This window comes from Marinococcus sp. LNSP9103-4 (assembly GCF_056034345.1).
In genome coordinates, this window is sequence record NZ_JBQLIA010000031.1 from 1 (window position 1) to 15,976 (window position 15,976).

Annotated in this window: 29 protein-coding genes; 6 read left to right on the top strand and 23 right to left on the bottom strand. The window is 48.1% G+C overall.

Annotation, left to right across the window (positions count from 1 at the left end; all coding sequences use genetic code 11):
• Positions 1–114: 114 nt before the first annotated feature.
• The 3 genes from ACTRXG_RS15210 to ACTRXG_RS15220 all read right to left on the bottom strand — a co-directional run bounded on the left by ACTRXG_RS15210 (position 115) and on the right by ACTRXG_RS15220 (position 1,172).
• Positions 115–429, bottom strand: a complete 315-nt coding sequence (locus tag ACTRXG_RS15210; protein ID WP_474285766.1) for a hypothetical protein — start codon at positions 427–429, stop codon at positions 115–117.
• Positions 430–558: 129 nt separating this feature from the next.
• Positions 559–783 (bottom strand): hypothetical protein, encoded by a 225-nt coding sequence (locus ACTRXG_RS15215; protein ID WP_322525010.1) that lies wholly within the window; start codon positions 781–783, stop codon positions 559–561.
• Between the two features lie 95 nt (positions 784–878).
• Positions 879–1,172, bottom strand: coding sequence for a hypothetical protein (locus tag ACTRXG_RS15220; RefSeq protein ID WP_474285768.1), 294 nt, complete (start codon positions 1,170–1,172; stop codon positions 879–881).
• Positions 1,173–1,531: 359 nt separating this feature from the next.
• Between ACTRXG_RS15220 and ACTRXG_RS15225 the strand changes: the two genes are divergently transcribed.
• Positions 1,532–2,272 (top strand): hypothetical protein, encoded by a 741-nt coding sequence (locus tag ACTRXG_RS15225; protein ID WP_474285770.1) that lies wholly within the window; start codon positions 1,532–1,534, stop codon positions 2,270–2,272.
• A 143-nt stretch (positions 2,273–2,415) separates the two neighbouring features.
• Here the strand turns inward: ACTRXG_RS15225 and ACTRXG_RS15230 are convergent, their stop codons facing one another.
• From ACTRXG_RS15230 to ACTRXG_RS15290, 13 genes are all read right to left on the bottom strand, one after another.
• Positions 2,416–2,748 (bottom strand): hypothetical protein, encoded by a 333-nt coding sequence (locus tag ACTRXG_RS15230; RefSeq protein WP_474285771.1) that lies wholly within the window; start codon positions 2,746–2,748, stop codon positions 2,416–2,418.
• 15 nt (positions 2,749–2,763) lie between these two features.
• Positions 2,764–3,057 carry a hypothetical protein gene (locus ACTRXG_RS15235; RefSeq protein ID WP_474285772.1) on the bottom strand — a complete coding sequence of 98 codons (294 nt, stop codon included), beginning with the start codon at positions 3,055–3,057 and terminating at the stop codon, positions 2,764–2,766.
• Between the two features lie 70 nt (positions 3,058–3,127).
• On the bottom strand, positions 3,128–3,370 hold the full coding sequence (locus ACTRXG_RS15240; protein ID WP_022792118.1) for a hypothetical protein: 243 nt from the start codon (positions 3,368–3,370) through the stop codon (positions 3,128–3,130).
• A gap of 147 nt (positions 3,371–3,517) precedes the next feature.
• Positions 3,518–3,820, bottom strand: a complete 303-nt coding sequence (locus ACTRXG_RS15245; RefSeq protein ID WP_474280673.1) for a hypothetical protein — start codon at positions 3,818–3,820, stop codon at positions 3,518–3,520.
• Between the two features lie 115 nt (positions 3,821–3,935).
• The gene (locus tag ACTRXG_RS15250; protein WP_474260812.1) at positions 3,936–4,115 is read right to left on the bottom strand and encodes a sigmaY antisigma factor component; all 180 of its coding nucleotides are present in this window, start codon (positions 4,113–4,115) and stop codon (positions 3,936–3,938) included.
• Between the two features lie 170 nt (positions 4,116–4,285).
• The gene (locus ACTRXG_RS15255; RefSeq protein ID WP_474260810.1) at positions 4,286–4,549 is read right to left on the bottom strand and encodes a hypothetical protein; all 264 of its coding nucleotides are present in this window, start codon (positions 4,547–4,549) and stop codon (positions 4,286–4,288) included.
• A gap of 246 nt (positions 4,550–4,795) precedes the next feature.
• On the bottom strand, positions 4,796–5,017 hold the full coding sequence (locus ACTRXG_RS15260) for a hypothetical protein (protein WP_462867031.1): 222 nt from the start codon (positions 5,015–5,017) through the stop codon (positions 4,796–4,798).
• 254 nt (positions 5,018–5,271) lie between these two features.
• Complete coding sequence (locus tag ACTRXG_RS15265; RefSeq protein ID WP_474280667.1) at positions 5,272–5,721, bottom strand: hypothetical protein; 450 nt, start codon at positions 5,719–5,721, stop codon at positions 5,272–5,274.
• Positions 5,722–5,736: 15 nt separating this feature from the next.
• Positions 5,737–6,066 (bottom strand): hypothetical protein, encoded by a 330-nt coding sequence (locus ACTRXG_RS15270; protein ID WP_474285774.1) that lies wholly within the window; start codon positions 6,064–6,066, stop codon positions 5,737–5,739.
• 35 nt (positions 6,067–6,101) lie between these two features.
• The gene (locus ACTRXG_RS15275; protein ID WP_474285775.1) at positions 6,102–6,419 is read right to left on the bottom strand and encodes a hypothetical protein; all 318 of its coding nucleotides are present in this window, start codon (positions 6,417–6,419) and stop codon (positions 6,102–6,104) included.
• A 61-nt stretch (positions 6,420–6,480) separates the two neighbouring features.
• Positions 6,481–6,759, bottom strand: coding sequence for a hypothetical protein (locus ACTRXG_RS15280; protein WP_474260806.1), 279 nt, complete (start codon positions 6,757–6,759; stop codon positions 6,481–6,483).
• Between the two features lie 121 nt (positions 6,760–6,880).
• A complete protein-coding gene (locus tag ACTRXG_RS15285; protein WP_474260805.1) occupies positions 6,881–7,108 on the bottom strand; it encodes a hypothetical protein in 228 nt (75 codons plus the stop codon).
• 148 nt (positions 7,109–7,256) lie between these two features.
• On the bottom strand, positions 7,257–7,610 hold the full coding sequence (locus tag ACTRXG_RS15290) for a SpoIIAA family protein (RefSeq protein ID WP_474285777.1): 354 nt from the start codon (positions 7,608–7,610) through the stop codon (positions 7,257–7,259).
• Between the two features lie 158 nt (positions 7,611–7,768).
• Between ACTRXG_RS15290 and ACTRXG_RS15295 the strand changes: the two genes are divergently transcribed.
• Positions 7,769–8,203 carry a universal stress protein gene (locus ACTRXG_RS15295; protein ID WP_474285778.1) on the top strand — a complete coding sequence of 145 codons (435 nt, stop codon included), beginning with the start codon at positions 7,769–7,771 and terminating at the stop codon, positions 8,201–8,203.
• Between the two features lie 73 nt (positions 8,204–8,276).
• Here ACTRXG_RS15295 and ACTRXG_RS15300 read toward each other — a convergent pair whose 3' ends face one another.
• A complete protein-coding gene (locus tag ACTRXG_RS15300; RefSeq protein WP_474285780.1) occupies positions 8,277–9,017 on the bottom strand; it encodes a Crp/Fnr family transcriptional regulator in 741 nt (246 codons plus the stop codon).
• Positions 9,018–9,201: 184 nt separating this feature from the next.
• Here ACTRXG_RS15300 and ACTRXG_RS15305 point away from each other — a divergent pair, with 184 nt between their 5' ends.
• Positions 9,202–9,825, top strand: coding sequence for a response regulator transcription factor (locus tag ACTRXG_RS15305; protein ID WP_474285781.1), 624 nt, complete (start codon positions 9,202–9,204; stop codon positions 9,823–9,825).
• A gap of 2 nt (positions 9,826–9,827) precedes the next feature.
• On the opposite strand, the gene ACTRXG_RS15310 is transcribed toward ACTRXG_RS15305, so the two are convergent.
• From ACTRXG_RS15310 to ACTRXG_RS15320, 3 genes are read right to left on the bottom strand one after another with little or no spacing between them, the layout of a single operon-like run.
• The gene (locus ACTRXG_RS15310; RefSeq protein ID WP_474285782.1) at positions 9,828–10,712 is read right to left on the bottom strand and encodes a universal stress protein; all 885 of its coding nucleotides are present in this window, start codon (positions 10,710–10,712) and stop codon (positions 9,828–9,830) included.
• Positions 10,713–10,758: 46 nt separating this feature from the next.
• On the bottom strand, positions 10,759–11,091 hold the full coding sequence (locus ACTRXG_RS15315) for a hypothetical protein (protein WP_474285783.1): 333 nt from the start codon (positions 11,089–11,091) through the stop codon (positions 10,759–10,761).
• Between the two features lie 58 nt (positions 11,092–11,149).
• Positions 11,150–11,605, bottom strand: a complete 456-nt coding sequence (locus ACTRXG_RS15320) for a hypothetical protein (RefSeq protein WP_474285784.1) — start codon at positions 11,603–11,605, stop codon at positions 11,150–11,152.
• Positions 11,606–11,790: 185 nt separating this feature from the next.
• Between ACTRXG_RS15320 and ACTRXG_RS15325 the strand changes: the two genes are divergently transcribed.
• Positions 11,791–12,684 carry a universal stress protein gene (locus ACTRXG_RS15325; RefSeq protein ID WP_474285786.1) on the top strand — a complete coding sequence of 298 codons (894 nt, stop codon included), beginning with the start codon at positions 11,791–11,793 and terminating at the stop codon, positions 12,682–12,684.
• 283 nt (positions 12,685–12,967) lie between these two features.
• The gene (locus ACTRXG_RS15330) at positions 12,968–13,969 is read left to right on the top strand and encodes a thermonuclease family protein (protein ID WP_474285787.1); all 1,002 of its coding nucleotides are present in this window, start codon (positions 12,968–12,970) and stop codon (positions 13,967–13,969) included.
• A 72-nt stretch (positions 13,970–14,041) separates the two neighbouring features.
• Here the strand turns inward: ACTRXG_RS15330 and ACTRXG_RS15335 are convergent, their stop codons facing one another.
• The 3 genes from ACTRXG_RS15335 to ACTRXG_RS15345 all read right to left on the bottom strand — a co-directional run bounded on the left by ACTRXG_RS15335 (position 14,042) and on the right by ACTRXG_RS15345 (position 15,340).
• On the bottom strand, positions 14,042–14,686 hold the full coding sequence (locus tag ACTRXG_RS15335) for a C40 family peptidase (RefSeq protein WP_474285788.1): 645 nt from the start codon (positions 14,684–14,686) through the stop codon (positions 14,042–14,044).
• A 148-nt stretch (positions 14,687–14,834) separates the two neighbouring features.
• Positions 14,835–15,041, bottom strand: coding sequence for a hypothetical protein (locus tag ACTRXG_RS15340; protein ID WP_079476428.1), 207 nt, complete (start codon positions 15,039–15,041; stop codon positions 14,835–14,837).
• Between the two features lie 92 nt (positions 15,042–15,133).
• Positions 15,134–15,340 carry a hypothetical protein gene (locus ACTRXG_RS15345; protein ID WP_474285790.1) on the bottom strand — a complete coding sequence of 69 codons (207 nt, stop codon included), beginning with the start codon at positions 15,338–15,340 and terminating at the stop codon, positions 15,134–15,136.
• A 302-nt stretch (positions 15,341–15,642) separates the two neighbouring features.
• On the opposite strand from ACTRXG_RS15345, the gene ACTRXG_RS15350 reads away from it, so the two are divergent.
• Positions 15,643–15,954 carry a hypothetical protein gene (locus ACTRXG_RS15350; RefSeq protein WP_474285791.1) on the top strand — a complete coding sequence of 104 codons (312 nt, stop codon included), beginning with the start codon at positions 15,643–15,645 and terminating at the stop codon, positions 15,952–15,954.
• The last annotated feature ends 22 nt before the right edge of the window (positions 15,955–15,976 follow it).

The following is a 15,976-nucleotide window of genomic DNA, read 5'->3' on the forward strand; positions in this document are numbered from 1 at the left end:
CCAGGCTATTTCTTTTTATCATAGCACAAAAAAACTGCCGACAAACTCTAAAATTAGAGTCATTGTCGACAGTCTGAGGCCGCCTGCTAGAGGAAGCAGGCGGCCTGATTTATATTATGCCCGGCACGCAAGCGTCCGGTACGACGTAACAATTTTATTTCCTTCAACATCTCTACCGGTAATCACTATCACTGTAGCTGACGTAATATTTTCCTGTTCGATAAATTCAAGCCCCCGGTGCCAGAGCCATTCATACACCGTTGTCATGTCTACGTTCAGTTCATTTTTCCCCAGCGCTTCTGCCGTAATCTGCATCGACAGCAGCAGCTGGTCGCGCTCAAAGATGTGAAGCACCGGTCCATTAAAATGTTCAGACTCTCCCGGGCTGCCTTCATACGGTCCGTGGTAAAAGTCAAGCAGGCGTGCCATCACGATTCCCCCTTTAACGACTTCGGCGCCGATACGTGCCTGAAGTTCGTTTTTCTATTGGTGAATTGTGATTCCTTTTCCCTGCACCTTTGCTGCTAAACCCGAATTTCTCCCCCGTCTCTTGAAAGGTTACTGGTCGAGCCACTCTTTAATCTGCTGCTTATCGTTATCATCAAGGTTGCCTTCTTCAATCCAGTAATTCACCAGCTTCATCATGCCCTGCTTGGAGAGCCCCACCCGGCTGCTGTCGGATGGATGGCTGCTGATGTCCGTTTTTCCGTATTGGTAAATGGATACGTACGGCGCCTCCGCGTGGTTTAAATTGTGAAGATCCTTCTTTTCAAAATGCAGCATTTGTATGCCCCTTTCTATTTTCCGGAATGTTTTTTGTCCCTGCGTCCGCCACAAAAAAGAGCCTCCCGGGAAGGAAAGCTCCGCTTAGCGTTTGTTTACATGGATTTAGAATACGGTTTGTGACAGATCGAATGATCGATGGTTTCATCGGGTTCACCGCTGTACACACAATCGCAGGTATCTAATACGTAAGTATGCTCTTTGGCGTGAATGACCTGACTTCCCTGATGAAATAACAGTTTTTCATCGGCCGGCTGAAAATCACTCATCGAATGAAGCACCACTTCATAGCCATCGGCGTATTCAATCACCTTGTAATGAATTTCATGACCGTCACTGCTATAGGTCACCTGCGGCTGCGTTCTGCATTTGAATTCCACTAAAGCCACTGTCATCCACCCCCTCAACTTATTTATACCACAGTTTTTTCGGTTCGAGAAGACACCCGGCCGTTTTTTTTCCGAAAGAATTTCCTTCCCAAATGAGTGAAAACCGTTTCTCTCTCTTCCTGCCGGAAAAGAAACCTTTAGCCATTTTCTTCTATATAATTACTACAATTAATTTAAATACTTCGCAAACATGCACTTCACTAAACACGATAGAAATATAAATTAGTAATATTACAAAAATACTAGTAGAAAATGGTACAATTTGTCGCTATTATAAGTATAAAGACTCTCATATGAAAAATGCGTCTTCATTCTAACCGCATTTCTATCATACATTATATATAAAAGGGGATAGTATCATGAGTAAAACACCTTGGTTAGGTTTTATTGGAGCAGGTATAGTCGTTTTAACTGGATGCGGAACTGAAGATGTGGACAGTGAAGCTCCCGAAGCTGCCGAAGAAACTACCTCCGAAAACGATAAATCTGAGAATGCATCAGAGGAAAACTCTAATACCGATGAGCAGAAGTCTGAAGAAGATTCAAAAAATGAATCAGCAGAAGAATCCTCTTCCGCTTTTGAATTTTCCGGGTTAGGTCAGGTCGAAATTATCAAACATGGCACCGGCGAAGCGATAGGAAACACTATGTCTATTGGGCCTATGGAATTTTCGGTGAATCACGTGGCTCTTATTGATCTGGAAACCTCTCAGGAGGCCAAAGATTATTATTTGGACGAATCAGCCGATCAAGTAAAACTGCTGGCAGTGGATGTGGTGGCGACAAACACCACAGAAAATGATGTCTCCTTTTATCCGGGTTCATATTTGACTACAGATTCCGGCGAACAGTTGGAAAGTGACATGATGTTCAGTACATGGCTTGGGGATGATTTTCTTGGAGACGTCAGTATGGGAGGAACCATGTATTACGTATTGAGTGATGCTGAAGCAGAGGTTTCAGAGGTCACTTACATTGTTGATGCACCTTATGATTATGATGACATGGATGACCTTGCTGAAGAAGAACGCTATACTATCCCGTTAGAAGAAGGTGCCGGCAATTTGACTCAAGACGATTTGGAAGTAGATACTTGGTAAAAGCCGATTAAGCGGGTGTTTTAGCCCGCTTTTTATATTTCTGCTTTTAGAAGGCAAACAATAATTAAACTTCCGACATCAACTAGCGATTTTAAGAAATTTTTTATCATTTACTATATTCTATAAAAACAAAAAGCACCCTCTCAGCTCGAGGGCGCTTCGAAATCTCTCAATAAATTGTCGTACGTTTTGTTTATTTCTCCGTCCGTCACGTCCTGCACGGTAATGACAAGACGCTTCCTTTCCGCCGGCGCTTCCTGTTTCAGATAATCCAGGCCGATGCTCCACAGCCAATCTGGTACGTTTTCTTCCTTTAAACTCGCTTCGGCTGCCATCGCCGAGGTGGTTACCTGGACGAGCAGCACGAGCTCTTCGTCCTGATACACTTCGACTGATTCCCCGGCAAAATGGAGCGGGCGTACGTGGTAGCCTTTTAGCCCTTCCTGGGAAAAATCCGCTTCCTGTGGCATCATCATCCTCCTTTTATTCGATTACGACTGTTCCTGAAGGGCACTGCTCCCTTCAAGCTCTATGCTTTTCTGATCCGACCGGGTGATGTAGGCCTGCCCGCCAAACTGAAACCCTTCCCGGGTGTAAAAATATAAATCCAGCGCAGGAGAAGCACTGTCGAATGCCAGGTGGAAAAATTCCTCGTTGTCGCAGTCTGTAATGGAAACGGTCCAGCGTTCAAGCGGTCCGCCGCCTGCCTGAAGGTGACCTTCATTTACCTGAATAACTTCATTTGTGGAGACTGTTTTAACAGCTTCAAGTGCTAGTGTTGGCATCGCGTCCTCCTGAATTTCATTCTTTTAAAAGGGCGGCTTGTATAAAACCACCCGCGGAATGCGTTAATTTTTATTCGTCTACCTGCCGTTTGTATTCTTCATAAAGCTCGCGGCCTTCTTTTGTGATTTTAATACCGCTGTAAACCGCCTGGTCTTTTTCTCCGGAGGCATCGTCATACGTAACATATCCATGCTCCGCAAGCTCCTGAAAACGATCCTGCTCGATTTCATCCACCGGCGACCATTCGGCGCCGATTTCCCCCCGCTCGACTCTTCCGGCCAGCTGGGCCATTGCTTCTTTTCTCGGACTCATGACTTTCTCTCCTTTCCAATCTTTGAGCATCTTTTCACAGCTATAATCCCCGAATTCGCACGTATTAAACGTTCCCCCGATTTCCGGTTTTCTTGCATATAAAAAAACAGGCGCCAGCTTCCGCTGTCACCCGTTGTCATACCTGCTTTATATCTGCACCAGTTCATCAAGACCATCGAGGTGGCAATGCTTCTTCCCGCCGCCTTCAATGTTTTTAAATTGAACGAGCCCCTGATACTCTGCTTCTTCAGTTTTGAACCGTATACTAATGCTGTTTCGATTGATAAACTCTTCGGAAAACTCCTGTTCTGCATTATAAATGGCCATCGTCCAGGCGCTTTCCCCGATCCGGTCCGGATCGGACGTTTCAAGATACAAGTACGCAGACTCAAATCGCAGCTCCGATTCGTCGAGTACAATTTCGTTAATTTCCTGGGTTTCCTGTTTCATTTTTGTCGCCCCTTCACTCTAATAGATGCTGCACGTGCCGGCAGAATTCCCGGCTTCTTTTTATGCTATTACACCTCGACGCCGGTTTGAAACCTCGGAAGAGCAGCGGCCGGGCTTACTTCTTCCATTTATGAATGACATAAAAAGCCACTGCCGGGGTCGGAAACTGTGTTAATCCCCACAGACCCCACTTCCATTTGGCTTTGCCCTGCTTTTCGGCTTCCCGGTAAAGCCACCAGGCCTGAAGCAAAAGCAGCGGAGCCAGCAGCCAGGCGGTATTTCTTTTTTTGTTCATCATCATCTTCCTCTCTGACAAAGACTGGGAGGTGCTTTATTCATTATACTACGCCAATGCCTTTAATACTCCCCCACCTAATAAAAAACCGGACTTCCTGGAAAAAGTCCGGTCCCCCTGTAAGTAATAAAAAATATCCCCCGGCCCGGTCCCGGCCTGAACGAATCATGTTACATATTGTCCTTCTCTTTCCACTGTTCATTTAACACCGGCAGGTCGCTTACGACAGATATGATTCGTTCGTTTTCCCGAAAATCCCGTATGCCTTTGAGCAATTCCTCTTCAGTGTTAAAAATATGCTTTTCTTTAGCCGGAAATTTTTCCCTAATGTCTTCTTTAGTCCCTACGAACACTTCATTTCCTTCTTCATCGATCACATAAGAAAATTGAGAGATAGCGCATGCTCCTTTCAACTTCTGTTCCGCCCAAAGCATAACATTCCTCCGCCCTATTGCATAGGAAACAAACGTTACCAACGCGGTATACATGCGGCACCCTTTTGAAATTACATTGATTCTGCTCCGGTACACATGTATATAAAGAGAAACAAAATGGATTTCAGGACAACTACATCACTACAAATAATTATTTTACACAACATATTGTAGTGTATATTTTAAAATACAAAAAAACGTTCAGAAACACTGAACACCCTTCATTTATTATTAGCAGACGGATGGTTAATATAAAATATATGTGTTTCCATGAAGCGTCATTGTTTCCTGGTCAAATGGCATATAAATCCTGTCGTACTTCGGGGAAAACGAGCTGTCATCAAGCGCGTGGATGTCAAAGACAAATCCGTCGTCGGTTTCCCAGGTTAAACAGTGCAAAAGACTCCCCTCATCGCTTAATAGTACCTGCACATAACGGACATGACGGTTAACATACACGGTAGCCATCGTTTATCCCCCTCTCCTTTATAATACTTCAATTTCAAGTAATAAAGTACTATTATTTTTCTAAAATTATAGAATTTATTTTCTGGTTCTTTTTAACCTGATTCAGCATTTTTCACCGCTGTATATATTCCGTTGTCTTATGTGTTGATACAAATAGATACATTTTACTACTATCTACTGTTTTTAAACTACACTTATCGAAATAAAGGCACAAAAAAATAGTCCGGAATATATCCGAACTGCAACTGTTGTTTTTATTCTTCGATATAAGGAAGCAGAGCCTGCTTAAATAACATCGATGCCTGTTCTTCATTGAAAACAGTGCCTGTTTCCGTTTCCCATCTGCAGGTATTCAAGTCCTTCAGATAAGCACTGCGGGGACGGACGTCGCTTACATTGTAGGCAGAGTCGTTGATACGAATTTTAAAGCTCATTTCCAGAAAGCCCTTACGGGTGAACACCTCGCCAGTCTCAATAATAAGCTCGGAAACGCCGTAAAAATATTTTACATGCTTGTTGCTTTTCACTTTTTCCACTTTTAAATCCGACCGGCCATTAATGGTTCCCATTAATTCATCGAACATGCCCGTAAGCTCTTCGGAGCAGGCGCGTATGCTTTCCATCTGTTTTTCTTCCTCCACGGTGGACGCCTGTTTTTTATTCTGGCGGGCCGTGCTTGATAATTGATGAATCCAATCGTCCATGTAAGAGTCCTCCCTTTAGCGCAGAAATTTCATTTTGCTGTTCACGTCATCGTCAAGCGGCGCGTAGGCCCCTTCGATGTAGTGCCACTTGATCAAAAATTTTGAGCGGACAAACTTTTTCTCGCGCTGCGTCTGCAGCAGCTTTTCCCCGTCGTCATTTTCATCAAGCTCGGCTTCGATTTCGTGTTCGATCCATATGCCCATTTCATCGATGGAATCGATTTTGACGATAATAAACTTTTCCATCGTCTTAGGCGCAAGAATCAATTGCAGAACCTTATCTTCCTTTGCTATATCTGCGAGGGCGATTCTAACATTTTTTCCTATTGAATTTCGAAATGACATATTTACCTCCTGGGGGAATTTTTTTAAGCTGTTGGTCAGTATCCGGAAGCTTCGAATTCTTTTAGAAGATTTTCATAGGGAGTAATCAAATTGCCGTTATCCAGATCTTTTTCTGTAATTACCATCCGCTGACGGTCGCCGGGATCATTTTTCTCCAAATAATCGACCCCGGTGTCCCACAGCCAGTGCAGCAGGTTCGCTTTATCCGGCCGGTGCGGCGACTCCACTGCCCTATCAGTCATCTGAATAAGCAGGGCAAGCCCGTCAAAATCCATTATTTCTATGGAATGCGAAGCGTTCAGTGCGTTCGGGAAAAACGGACGGTATTCAGGATGGTTATAATACGTGTCCATAAAAATTCCTCCTTTAAGGCCGGCATGTTCATGGAAAAAGCACCCCGGGCGGGATGCTTTATTAGTATTTGCTAATTTTCCCCTGGCCTTTAATAACAATATTTCCTTCTGCTTCTTCATCGCCTGTTTTTGAGGCCTTGCCTTTTCCTTCATACTCCACCAGGCTGTTATCCTTAATCCGGAACTCGTTGCCCTGATCCGAAAACAAATCCATGCCTCCGGTAAAATTAATCAGTTCCGCCTGCCATGTATTGTCGTCTTCGATCGTCAATATGCCGCTTTCTATCGGGATTTCTCCACGTTTATCACATGTTATAAATTGGAATTCCAGTTTTTCCATTCCTATTGTCCTCCTCCATATGCTGTGAGGCAGCAAAGCTTTCATCTGCCATTCTCTCTATTCCCGTCTTTCCCTGTTGTAGCCGGATTAAAAACCGGGATCGCCAGTTTTTGTGATGAAACTACAGTTTTTTTGCCCAGACGATCGTGTCATGCACAGCCTTGGCCTCATGACGCAGTTCGTTGCTTTTTTTCATTCTGTCGATTCTCACAAGTACTGTCGCAGCATGGAGCTTTCCTTCGAACCGCTCCGACAGCTCGTCTGCCACCTTTAGCTCGTGGGATTTTCCCCTGTCCTTCAAATATTCGATAATTAAATTATCCAGCTGTTTTTTCTGCTTTTTATTCACGGTGGTACCTCCTTTGACGTACATATTATAGCCGTTAGTCACTTTTACCCGCTTTTAGTGCCGGGGTAATCCTTTTTCTGCACCGGCTGAAATTCGATCAATAATTTTAGTTAACATAATTATATTATATGAACAAAAGCGGCATTGGTCAGCGTCCCAGCCATTTCCGTGCCTGTTTCTTTTCTGTCTGCCCGAAATGCTTTGTTTCCACTCCAGGCAGAAGCTTACCAAAGGATTCCACTGCTTTGATCCCTTTTTCATCACTGACAATCGCCATTTTTTGAAATTCCTTTATGCGCCTCAGCCACTTTAGGTCCTCCATAACCGCCTGGGGCGTCATTCCTTTCCAGTCCGTCACCACTACAAGCAGGTTGATCGGAGTGTCGTCCTGCTTCACGGCGTCAAACGATTTCCCGAACGTTTCATAATCGTGCTCTGTTATCTTTCCGCTGATTTTCATCTCGATCATATGGCCTGTTTCTGCCGAAATAACGGTCAGCACGTCAACGCACCTCCAGCGAGCTTTTATTTGTTTTAATTCCCGGCAGCACCGTCTCTTAATCGGTCCCAGGACAATTTTTGCGTTCGTTAAAAGGAAAATATGCTTATCAGCTAGAAGTACTAAAGTGAAAACACAATAATTTCTTTAGGAGGCATATTATGCATACGATGGACGTTATTTTAGTTGCTGTGGACGGCTCTGAAGAGGCAGATTACGCGTTTGAAACAGCTCTTCCGCTTGCTAAAGCACAGGGATCGCAGCTTGTGATCACTCAGGTGATCAACCGCAACGCCTACCGGCCGATGAGCAATTACGACTCCACCGTTATCGGCAATGTGGAGGATGATGCACGACAGCTGCTTAATAAATATAAAAAGCAGGCGGAGGAATTCGGTATCACGGATGTAGTGGCTGATATCGAATACGGATCGCCAAAAACAGCTATTCCGCGCGATCTTGTGCCAAAATACAACGTCGATTTAATTGTTACAGGTGCGACTGGCTTAAACGCCGTCGAAAAGATTTTTCTCGGCAGCGTTTCCGAGCATATTACAAAAAATGCCGACTGCAGTGTGATGGTCGTACGGTTATAATCCCGGAAAACACCAAAAACCCGGCACCTGAAAAAGGCACCGGGGGACCATGGTTTTATGACGTTAGGCGTGGCTAAAGACGGCATATTTCGCTGGAGCAAAGGTTGTCAAGCGGGCAGTTGCACAGCCTGCGCAGATAGAGCATGTTATGAATAACAATGAGGCCGTTCTCATAGGAAATGACGCCGGCCTTTTTCCACTCGTTCAGGCAGCGGTTCACGCCCTCCCGGGATAAGCCGATGTATTCTCCGAGCTCGGTGTTGGTCAGCTTCAACTGCAGGATGGTGCCGCGCTCTCTCTCCCTGCCGTGCGTTGTGCTGAGGCGGATCAGGGTTGATGCCAGGGCGCCATTTTTCCCGTACAGCAGCAGATCCCGGAATTTTGACTGCTCCTTTAACGTGTTGCTGCCCATCCACTGCATCATCTTCAGGGAAAAGGCGCCGGATTCTTTAATTAATGCCTCCATTTCTGTTTTTTTAATTACACCTATCGTACTGGCGGCTGACACCTTCGCCGAAAAATCATGGCGCACCGCATTCAGATTACCATATTCACCGGCCAGGTCCCCGCTTCCAAGCAGCGTAATTGTTAATTCTTTTCCGTCACTTGTGCTTTTTTGAATTTTCACGGTTCCTTCGTAGAGAAAATAGAAATAATCAGAAGGGTCTCCTTCTAAATACAGGTACGTTCCGGCCCGTTTGTGCGCCAGCTGCGTGCGCTCCTGAAAACGGTCAAACTCTTCAGAAGACAGCATACTTGCAAAAGATCCGCTCGGCTTTTCGTTCACGGGGAGACTTTGAAGGGGCCTGCTCATTATTTCCATCTCCTTCGATAGTATTACCATGATACTATCAAAGGAGTTTTCTAAAAAATATAAGGGAAAACCCTTAATTATTTTCTCCTGTTTTTTTTACACTTGATGGTTAATATTATAGGCATGTATTCCCGAAAGGCTCCGTGCATGAACGTCCAACCCAAGCGTAAGAAGGTGATAGCATATGATTTCGATCGTTTTAGTAAGCAGACGTCCGATCTATCAGAAAGCGTTAAAAATACTGCTCGAAGAAGCTCCTGACTGTACCGTCATTAAGGAGACAGCCGGATGGCCGTCTGCAGAGGCTTTACCAACCGGAGGCCGCAAACCCGTCTATGTCATTGATGCGGGCACACTTTCACCGGAAGCAGCTATCTTCGAACGCCCTCTGCTTCCGGCCGTTTTTCTAGTCTCCGGGGAGGAAACGCCTGCTTTCCTGCAGCAGGTGTACGAACGCGCCTCCACCGGGTGTCTGCTGCATACCGATCCCCTGGACGATTTATACGGGGCCATCCGGGCGGCCGCCCGGCATAACCGCTACGCCTCTGCTTCCTTCCAGGCCCTGGTGCAGGCCCATAACACGGCTCCTGCCTTCGGCAATCTGAGGAGGCTCTCCCCGAGGGAATGGGAGGTGCTTTATTATATAACGCTTGGCTACGCCAATAAAGAAATTGCCGAGACGCTCGTGATCAGCGTGAAAACCGTCGAGTCCCACCGCACTAATTTAATGGAAAAGCTCGCGATGAAAACCCGGAGGGAGCTGGTGGAGTACGCCTATCAAACCGGGCTGATTCATTCCAGAAAATAATTCTACTGATCTCTATGCTCGAGCGGCTGCCGCACAATCAGCACATCACAGATCGCCCGGTGGGCAATGCCCTCCGCCACACTTCCAAGCAGCAGCCGCTCCGTCCTGTTCCTGCCGGACGCTCCGCTCACAATCAGATCAATTTCATGCTGCACGGCGTATTCCTGAGGAATAATCAGCTTTGCCGAGCCGTACAGCAGAGACGTCGTTACGTTTGCGACGCCGAGACGCTCCGCCTGGGTTTTGTAATCCTCCAGCATTTTCCGGTCATCGTCCTCCATGAACTTCTGCACATCAGTATTTAGTACGGTAGAATACAGCAGGTTGGAGTTGTACACGTGCACGATAAACAATTCCGCCTCCGTCTGCAGCGCGAGCTGGACGCCCTTTTCAAATGCCAGGGCCGCTTCCTCGGAGCCGTCCACGGCTATCAGAATTTTTTTATGTCCGCCCTCGCTTTCCTTCCGGACGATAAGCACATCCTCCCTGGCCCGGCGGAGAACACCGCTCGATACGCTCCCCATTACTAATTTTTCCACCGTGCCCATACCGGAAGCTCCGGTAACGATCAGGTCGGCCCCGAAATCAGGGGCGAGCTCCGATGGAACTGTCGACTTGGGTGCCCCGGAGCGCAGCACCGTCTCCACCTTCGCCACTCCCGCATGTTCGGCTTCGGATGCGTACTGCTGCAGCATTGCTTCGTTCTTTTTTTTCGTCTCGTCCCATGCTGACGGCACGTAATACTGAAACGCACTGAAATCCCGTTCATTAACCACATGTGCGAAAACGAGCGTGGCCTCAAACCTGCCGGCAAGCAGCATAGCCGTCCGGGCGGCCCGTTTCGCTTCCTCGGATGGATCCACAGCAGCAAGAATTGTTTTATACATATCGCATCTCCTTTGTATGTTTATTTTCTGCCCGTTTTTTCAGCCTTCAGGACAGCGGCAGATCCGCTTCCGAAAAATAATACGTCACCATGCCGCCCTGGAACGTGTGCTCCACCGTTTCACACGGAGGCACCCGTTCAATTCCGATAATTTTAAACGTCCGGCTTCCCACCGTGACAGCGTCCGCAAGCTCCAGTTCGATATTTAAAAGGTCTATCCCCCGGGCACATTTTCGAACATTTTCCCTCGTGCCGATGTAGAGCACTTCCTCCCGCCGGTCCGGTTCATCAAAAATATACACAAACCGTATATACTCCTCCTCCCTCACTTCTGCCGTGCTTTCTCCCGCATATCCGTAGTAGTGCTTCTGCATATTCAAACAGTCCTCCTTTATTACTTGTACGCTTCGCAAACGCTCTCATTTTTGCCGTCAGTACCTACATAACCCGGAAGGTCCACGTGCCGGGCCGCCTCTGTTTTACGGCCTCATCCCCGGCCGGAAGGGCTGCTTTTGTTGTTAAGTAATAGTATTTCCGGAATACATGCAGCGTCCATTCCTCCAGGGTAAACGCCGTCTCCCCGTCCGCCGGGAGCCTGCTGATAAACGACAGCCCGTAAAAGTACCGCTTCATTTGTGCCGAAGCCTGCAGTGACGGCGTGTCAATCGCTATAAAGGCAGCGTGGTTCAGCGTCCCCGGAAGCGCATGCTCTGTCATTAACGAGTATTCCTGCCAGTCATACGTATGAAAATAGTACACATAAAACGGAAGCAGGCAGGCGATTTCCTGGTTTCGCTCAGCTCTGCCGTTTAATTCCGGCAGGGTTTGCGGAATGGCCCCGCCGCATTCATTCAGCATTTCCTTCCAGACAATCTGCTTTAATCCATCCATCATACCGAAACTCCTTTGTGCTTTATTTTCAACGCCCGTTCAGGCTGGAATAGTTTTCACTTATAGCTGCTTATGAGGCCAGTATAAATTGAAAAGTCTCCGTTGGATGTGAGGTTCCTCACACGCAGGAAGAAAAAAATGAGCTAAACTATAGACACACCACCAAAAGCCAGAAGGGACTGATTGCAATGGCACTGCACTACGAACGCATTCTCGTCGCTCTCGACGGTTCGGACGAAGCAGAATACGCACTTCAAAAAGGGATTGAAACCGCCCTCACCTATGGAAGCGCGCTCGCGTTCTGCTATATTATCGATTACCACAATATCCGCGAGCTCCGCCGGGAGTCCCCGGATCTGTTAAGCGCGTCGGAACGTATTGGCACCGACATTCTGGACCGTGCTAAAAAAAGCGCGGAGGATCAGGGCGTGAAAAACGTTCTGACATTTATGAAGGAAGGGCCTCCCAAAGCGTTAATTCCCGGCGAAATAGCTCATGAGTTCGGAGCCGACCTGATTCTTTCCGGGGGTTCGGGAGCCGGTACGTTTGAAAAAAGGGTTTTTGGAAGCGTGGCCGCAAGCATCGTGCGCCACGCCTCATGCGACGTCTGGATTGTCAAAAACGAAGAGCCGCCAAAGCCGTACAGCTCTATTCTGATCGCTGTTGACGGCTCCGAGGTCTCAACCAGCGCTTTGTATGCCGGGCTCGACATTGCCAAACGGGAAAAAAGCCGGGTCCAGGTTGTGTACGTGCTGAATACGCCGTTTATTTCCTCGGCCGAATACCATACCGAGGATATTGTTCAGATGTACAGGGAACGCGGAAAAGAACTGCTTGAGGAATACCGGAATTTAAGTGCCGCAGAGGACATTTCGGCGATTGATTTTTCCGTCGAATACGGAGCTCCGAAGGTAGTGATTCCAACCGAGGCAGCCAAAAAATTCGAAGCGGACCTGATCGTTGCCGGCTCCTCCGGGATGGGGCGCGCTGAGCGCCTGTTTCTCGGAAGCGTCTCGGAGAGCCTTGTGCGGCGGGCCACCTGCGACGTGCTGATTGTGCGAAACGACTACCTGCCGAAATAATATCGGTGACGGACCCTGCGCTGCATAGGCGCAGGGTTCTTTTTATTCTCTTCCGGCCTCAGAGGAAAAAGCCCCTTCCCTATATAAAATAAAACGTGTATTTTTTATTGTAGTTCTATTCTGTTGCAAACAGGCAACGAAAAACACTGCCGGATTGGTTATTTTCTTTTCACATGCTTTCTTGTACACTGTTAATAACTCTAATAACCGCTACTTTTTACACGTATTACGTCCATCTATTTCCTATCTATATGCTAACCAATTATGCAGCGGGGTGATTCTATTGAAAAAACCAGTCAGGCTTTTGTCCTCCACCCTGGCGCTGACGCTCTTTCTTACTGCGTGCAGCGAAGAGCCCGGCCAGGAGAGCGGCGGTAACGAATCGGAAGAACAAATGAGCGAACAAGCATCAGAAGAGGAAGGTGCTGCAGACACCGGAGAGCAGGCAGAAGAAAATGACGAGAGTGCGGAGGATGATGCCGCTTCCGGCAGTGAAAACGACGTAACAGCGGAAGAAGAACAGCCGGAGGACGCTTCAAATGAAGAGGACGCCAGCGACACCAAAGAAGCATCTAACGGTAACTCCTCTGACGACAGTGAAAGCAACGATGAGGAAGCAGCATCAGACATCCAGTCCGACTCTGATGAAGAAGATACTAACGCAACAGTAACCAACGTTGTCGACGGCGACACCATTGATGTGGACTACGAAGGAGGCGAGGAGCGCATTCGTCTCATTCTCGTCGACACACCGGAGACGAAGCATCCACAGATGGGCGTGCAGCCATTCGGCCCGGAAGCTACAGAATTTACGACAAGCGAGCTGGACGGTGAAGACGTGCGGCTTGAGCTCGGCGTCGAAGAACGGGACTACTACGGCCGGCTGCTTGCCTACGTATTCGTCGATGGCGAAAACTTCAACCAGCAGCTGATTGAGGAAGGCCTCGCCCGGGTAGCCGTCTATCCGCCAAACACCGAATATCTCGACGAATTTGAAGCCGCGGAGGAGGAAGCCCGCTCGGCCGGCATCGGCATCTGGTCGCTCGAGGATTATGTGACCGACGACGGGTATGAGGAACAGGACGACGAATCACAGGAGTCCTCCGGGGATTCCGGCTCTGCGGAAGAGTCCGGGTCCTCCGACAGCGAGAGCTCCTCTGAAGACGTATATTATGAAAACTGCGACGCTGCCCGTGAAGCCGGAGCTGCCCCTGTGCGCGAAGGCGACCCGGGCTACGGCGGCCACCTGGACCGTGACGGGGACGGCGTCGGCTGTGAAACGTAAATAAAGTAAAAATAAAAGCAGGTCCCGGCAGCATATGCCGGGCCTGCCTTCTATTTGTGGAAGCGGCCTCCCTTAACTCTGAGGCAGCACCTCCACATAGTTTTCATGCGTCGTAATATACGTGCTGGACAGGAGCTCAAACAGATCCGAGCGTTCCTCCATCGGCACGCGGCGCTCAATCGTAAACGCCTCTCCTTCGGTAACTTTACCCGCAACGGCTTCGCTGTCCCAGGACGGTTCGCTGCGGTAATTCACCTGGCTGGCAATCACCCGGAGCAGGTCTCCCTTTCCGCCGACGTTGGTGAGCGGCCCCGCTGTACTGTCGACGACACGGCGGGCCCCGACGTAGCGCGACTGCCAGTAGTCCCGCGTGGAATCGGCGAATGCCACTCCGGTGGAGCCCTGCGCGCCCAGAAATGTCTGTCCGTCCACATAGAAGCCGACATGGGTCACGTCGTTATGGTTCAGATCCTCCGAGCGGGTATCCTTCCAGAACAGCAGATCTCCCGTTCGCAGATCTTCGTCTGAAATCGGCGTGCCTGTCTCCGACTGGCTGGCTGCGGTCCGCGGAATAATCTCGCCAGTGACGTACTCAATCACGTAGCGGACAAAGCCGCTGCAGTCAAAGGTGTCCGTGCCGTCGCCGCCGAATTCATAAGGCGTGCCGAGATGATCCTCCCCGTACGTAATCAGCTGATGCCCCAATGTTTGTGCCAATGCTCATCATCCTTTCCTGAAGCGAGTAGGTGCCGGCTTTTTGCCGTCCTACCTGGTAAAGGAACCCGGGCGGTCTTTTTTACAACCATCCGCCGAAATTTTTTCATCTATTGAAAAAAAGCATCCGCCCGCAGGCAGATGCTCGTTCTTAAATGAAGTTGACGCTGACGCTTGTTACTTTTTTGCATTCCACTTCGGTGTTGAACCATTCGCTGAATGCTTCGGACATTTTCAGGTCCTGCTTTTTGCCTTTTTTCAGCTTTTCAATAATTTCATCCACGCTCGGGGTCTCGTTGGACTTCGGCACAATCAGCCGGTCCCCGTCTTCGATGAAAAAGATAATAGATGTGTACATAACGATCCCTCCCAAATTTTTAACGCCGCCATCCATTTTACATTTAATCGGGAAACACGACCACCAATTAAGAAAAAATGGCGCCGCCGCAATCAGATTTGTCCGGCCCGTTGACGCTTCCAGCTGCAGGCGAACACCTCCCCTGCCTCCCACAGATCGCTTTCATGATGCCACCCCGAGCGGACCGGCGTAAATTTAACATAGTACCACTCCGGTCCCTGATGGTGATTTTGAAGCATCATTACACCCCACTGCTTCCTCGTCTCGCTGAACAAGCGCGTGCCTGGTTCGTAATTCACAGTAACCGCCCCTTTACCTTTTTCATTTTAGCTGTACGTTCAAAAGGCAGTCCGCAGGCGTATTTGACAACCCCCTCCTCTATTTTCCTGTGGTACAATAGGCTTAACAAATGACGGGAGGCGGGATACAATGGCTTCCATAATTGCCGCTTTAATTGTTATATACCTCGGTTGGACAGCTTACGCGAAAAAGAAACAGGCAAAGCAGGACTGACCCCGTTGGAGGGGAAACGGAGTTTTCTGCGGGCCGGCACTAAAACGGCATAGATGTGCCTGCTCATTCTTTCGAGGGGGGATGCTTAGTGGGCGTTTTTCTGATTAGTGTCGATTTAATCAACAACACCAAAACCAGCAACTACGACAATCTGCTTGATTTAATTACGCATTTATCTGCACACGACAACGCAAGACAGGTTACCCGGAACGTCATCGTGTTTGAGAGTTCCCGGGAAACAGCAGAAATCAGACAGGCGGCGGATGCCTTTTTAAGGGGCTTAAAAATCAGCGGCGAAATCTCTAAATACCATTTTATTTTAAGCAAAGTCAGTGAGCTTGAATTCAAATCGAAAGAAGAACATTTCTTAAAAATGATTAAACAGGCGAACCGCTTGTAGTGACATTGGGATAAGCAGTATA

Coding starts and splice junctions, on each gene's coding strand:
- ACTRXG_RS15245 (WP_474280673.1), bottom strand. CDS start 3,820: ATGAAACAGGAAACCCAGGAAATTAACGAAATTGTACTCGACGAATCG.
- ACTRXG_RS15230 (WP_474285771.1), bottom strand. CDS start 2,748: ATGATGATGCCACAGGAAGCGGATTTTTCCCAGGAAGGGCTAAAAGGC.
- ACTRXG_RS15215 (WP_322525010.1), bottom strand. CDS start 783: ATGCTGCATTTTGAAAAGAAGGATCTTCACAATTTAAACCACGCGGAG.
- ACTRXG_RS15305 (WP_474285781.1), top strand. CDS start 9,202: ATGATTTCGATCGTTTTAGTAAGCAGACGTCCGATCTATCAGAAAGCG.
- ACTRXG_RS15240 (WP_022792118.1), bottom strand. CDS start 3,370: ATGAGTCCGAGAAAAGAAGCAATGGCCCAGCTGGCCGGAAGAGTCGAG.
- ACTRXG_RS15265 (WP_474280667.1), bottom strand. CDS start 5,721: ATGGACGATTGGATTCATCAATTATCAAGCACGGCCCGCCAGAATAAA.
- ACTRXG_RS15270 (WP_474285774.1), bottom strand. CDS start 6,066: ATGTCATTTCGAAATTCAATAGGAAAAAATGTTAGAATCGCCCTCGCA.
- ACTRXG_RS15340 (WP_079476428.1), bottom strand. CDS start 15,041: ATGTACACATCTATTATCTTTTTCATCGAAGACGGGGACCGGCTGATT.
- ACTRXG_RS15250 (WP_474260812.1), bottom strand. CDS start 4,115: ATGAACAAAAAAAGAAATACCGCCTGGCTGCTGGCTCCGCTGCTTTTG.
- ACTRXG_RS15320 (WP_474285784.1), bottom strand. CDS start 11,605: ATGATGGATGGATTAAAGCAGATTGTCTGGAAGGAAATGCTGAATGAA.
- ACTRXG_RS15225 (WP_474285770.1), top strand. CDS start 1,532: ATGAGTAAAACACCTTGGTTAGGTTTTATTGGAGCAGGTATAGTCGTT.
- ACTRXG_RS15310 (WP_474285782.1), bottom strand. CDS start 10,712: ATGTATAAAACAATTCTTGCTGCTGTGGATCCATCCGAGGAAGCGAAA.
- ACTRXG_RS15325 (WP_474285786.1), top strand. CDS start 11,791: ATGGCACTGCACTACGAACGCATTCTCGTCGCTCTCGACGGTTCGGAC.
- ACTRXG_RS15260 (WP_462867031.1), bottom strand. CDS start 5,017: ATGGCTACCGTGTATGTTAACCGTCATGTCCGTTATGTGCAGGTACTA.
- ACTRXG_RS15295 (WP_474285778.1), top strand. CDS start 7,769: ATGCATACGATGGACGTTATTTTAGTTGCTGTGGACGGCTCTGAAGAG.
- ACTRXG_RS15210 (WP_474285766.1), bottom strand. CDS start 429: ATGGCACGCCTGCTTGACTTTTACCACGGACCGTATGAAGGCAGCCCG.
- ACTRXG_RS15255 (WP_474260810.1), bottom strand. CDS start 4,549: ATGCTTTGGGCGGAACAGAAGTTGAAAGGAGCATGCGCTATCTCTCAA.
- ACTRXG_RS15280 (WP_474260806.1), bottom strand. CDS start 6,759: ATGGAAAAACTGGAATTCCAATTTATAACATGTGATAAACGTGGAGAA.
- ACTRXG_RS15235 (WP_474285772.1), bottom strand. CDS start 3,057: ATGCCAACACTAGCACTTGAAGCTGTTAAAACAGTCTCCACAAATGAA.
- ACTRXG_RS15275 (WP_474285775.1), bottom strand. CDS start 6,419: ATGGACACGTATTATAACCATCCTGAATACCGTCCGTTTTTCCCGAAC.
- ACTRXG_RS15300 (WP_474285780.1), bottom strand. CDS start 9,017: ATGAGCAGGCCCCTTCAAAGTCTCCCCGTGAACGAAAAGCCGAGCGGA.